This is a genomic window from Halomonas salipaludis, from assembly GCF_002286975.1.
Lineage (GTDB): Bacteria > Pseudomonadota > Gammaproteobacteria > Pseudomonadales > Halomonadaceae > Franzmannia > Franzmannia salipaludis.
Genome location: NZ_NSKB01000027.1, coordinates 1 through 2,543 on the forward strand (window position 1 = coordinate 1; position 2,543 = coordinate 2,543).

The window sequence follows — 2,543 nt, forward strand, 5'->3', positions numbered from 1 at the left end:
CGGGCGCCGGCGGCTCTTCACGAGCCACGGCAACAGCGAGACGCTCTTTAACAATCGATCAGGTAATTCATGTGGGCGCTTGTCGATGACGAGGTGATCAGTCACCACATCATCAAGGCAAGCGACTCGTCACCGATCTTCGGATCGGAATTGAGTAAACGTTTGACCCTTGAGCCAAGATTGGTTCGCTTTTGCCTGGCGTCTTCGGATGTCAGGTGAGTAAGAACCGCACTGATTGAAACTGAAGAGTTTGATCATGGCTCAGATTGAACGCTGGCGGCAGGCGTAACACATGCAAGTCGAGCGGCAGCACGGGAAGCTTGCTTGGTGGTGGCGAGCGGCGGACGGGTCAGTAATGCATAGGAATCTCCCCGATAGTGGGCGATAACCTGGGGAAACCCAGGGTAATACCGCATACGTCCTACGGGAGAAAGCAGCGGACCTTCGGGCCTTGCGCTATCGGATGAGCCTATGTCGGATTAGCTAGTTGGTGAGGTAATGGCTCACCAAGGCGACGATCCGTAGCTGGTCTGAGAGGATGATCAGCCACATCGGGACTGAGACACGGCCCGAACTCCTACGGGAGGCAGCAGTGGGGAATATTGGACAATGGGCGCAAGCCTGATCCAGCCATGCCGCGTGTGTGAAGAAGGCCTTCGGGTTGTAAAGCACTTTCAGTGAGGAAGAAGGCCTTGGGCTTAATACGTCCGACCGAGGACATCACTCACAGAAGAAGCACCGGCTAACTGGGTGCCAGCAGCCGCGGTAATACGGAGGGTGCGAGCGTTAATCGGAATTACTGGGCGTAAAGCGCGCGTAGGTGGCTTGATAAGCCGGTTGTGAAAGCCCCGGGCTCAACCTGGGAACGGCATCCGGAACTGTCAGGCTAGAGTGCAGGAGAGGAAGGTAGAATTCCCGGTGTAGCGGTGAAATGCGTAGAGATCGGGAGGAATACCAGTGGCGAAGGCGGCCTTCTGGACTGACACTGACACAGAGGTGCGAAAGCGTGGGTAGCATACAGGATTAGATACCCTGGTAGTCCACGCCGTAAACGATGTCGACTAGCCGTTGGGAGCCTCGAGTTCTTAGTGGCGCAGTTAACGCGATAAGTCGACCGCCTGGGGAGTACGGCCGCAAGGTTAAAACTCAAATGAATTGACGGGGGCCCGCACAAGCGGTGGAGCATGTGGTTTAATTCGATGCAACGCGAAGAACCTTACCTACCCTTGACATCGTGCGAACTTTCCAGAGATGGATTGGTGCCTTCGGGAGCGCTCAGACAGGTGCTGCATGGCTGTCGTCAGCTCGTGTTGTGATTTGTAGGGTTATGTCCCGTAACGAGCGCAACCCCTGTCCCTATATGCCAGCGATTCGGTCGGGAACACTAGGGAGACTGCCGGTGACAAACCGGAGGAAGGTGGGGACGACGTCAAGTCATCATGGCCCTTACGGGTAGGGCTACACACGTGCTACAATGGCAGGTACAAAGGGTTGCAAGACGGCGACGTGGAGCTAATCCCATTTAGCCTGCCTCAGTCCGGAACGGAGTCTGCAACTCGACTCCGTGAAGTCGGAATCGCTAGTAATCGTGAATCAGAATGTCACGGTGAATACGTTCCCGGGCCTTGTACACACCGCCCGTCACACCATGGGAGTGGACTGCACCAGAAGTGGTTAGCTTAACCTTCGGGGGAGCGATCACCACGGTGTGGTTCATGACTGGGGTGAAGTCGTAACAAGGTAGCCGTAGGGGAACCTGCGGCTGGATCACCTCCTTACCGACGACTCATCTCGTGTCGGCAAGTGCTCACAATGAATTACCTGATCGGCCAGAGCAAAGACTGTTTGGGTATAGGCCCAGCGTGACCAATGGGTCTGTAGCTCAGTTGGTTAGAGCGCACCCCCCGGGTCTGTAGCTCAGTTGGTTAGAGCGCACCCCTGATAAGGGTGAGGTCGGCAGTTCAAATCTGCCCAGACCCACCAAATTTCGCCGGATACGGCGTTGCTTTTCACCTCGTGTAGCAGGCTACACGTCGGTAAAAAGCGCCTTGTCTCCGACGAAATTGCATTTTCTCCTTTATCGGAGTGAGTGTCGAAAGGGGCCATAGCTCAGCTGGGAGAGCGCCTGCCTTGCACGCAGGAGGTCAGCGGTTCGATCCCGCTTGGCTCCACCACTTTCCCGCGGAAAGTCTGAAGCAGCTCAGTTGGGAGAGCGCCTGCCTTGCACGACAGGTGGTCAGCCCGGGGTCGCGCACGACTTCGATCCCGCTTGGCTCCACCACTTCTCTCCACCTCACAGTCTTACCTGATCGGATCCGCAGTCATAAGCCACCATCGCCCAAGACGATGACCGGTTTATGACTGTCGATTGACAGTCTGCTCTTTAACAATGTGAATCATGCTGACAAATTTCTCCGCAAGGAGAAATGCAAGATACGTCTCAAGCGTATCCGGCAATTGTCGTACGTAATCGCAGACCAGACCCTTTCGGGTTATATGGTCAAGCGATTAAGCGCACACGGTGGATGCCTAGGCAGCCAGAG

The 2,543-nt window shown here is 55.6% G+C and carries 2 tRNA genes and 1 rRNA gene; all 3 read left to right on the forward strand.

Annotation, left to right across the window (positions count from 1 at the left end):
* The first annotated feature begins 238 nt into the window (after nucleotides 1-238).
* The 3 genes from CK498_RS25515 (at nucleotide 239) to CK498_RS25525 (ending at nucleotide 2,174) form a co-directional block, all read left to right on the forward strand.
* Nucleotides 239-1,778: ribosomal RNA gene (locus CK498_RS25515) — 16S ribosomal RNA — on the forward strand.
* Between the two features lie 128 nt (nucleotides 1,779-1,906).
* Nucleotides 1,907-1,983: transfer RNA gene (locus tag CK498_RS25520), tRNA-Ile, on the forward strand.
* A 115-nt stretch (nucleotides 1,984-2,098) separates the two neighbouring features.
* Nucleotides 2,099-2,174: transfer RNA gene (locus CK498_RS25525), tRNA-Ala, on the forward strand.
* Nucleotides 2,175-2,543: the final 369 nt, after the last annotated feature.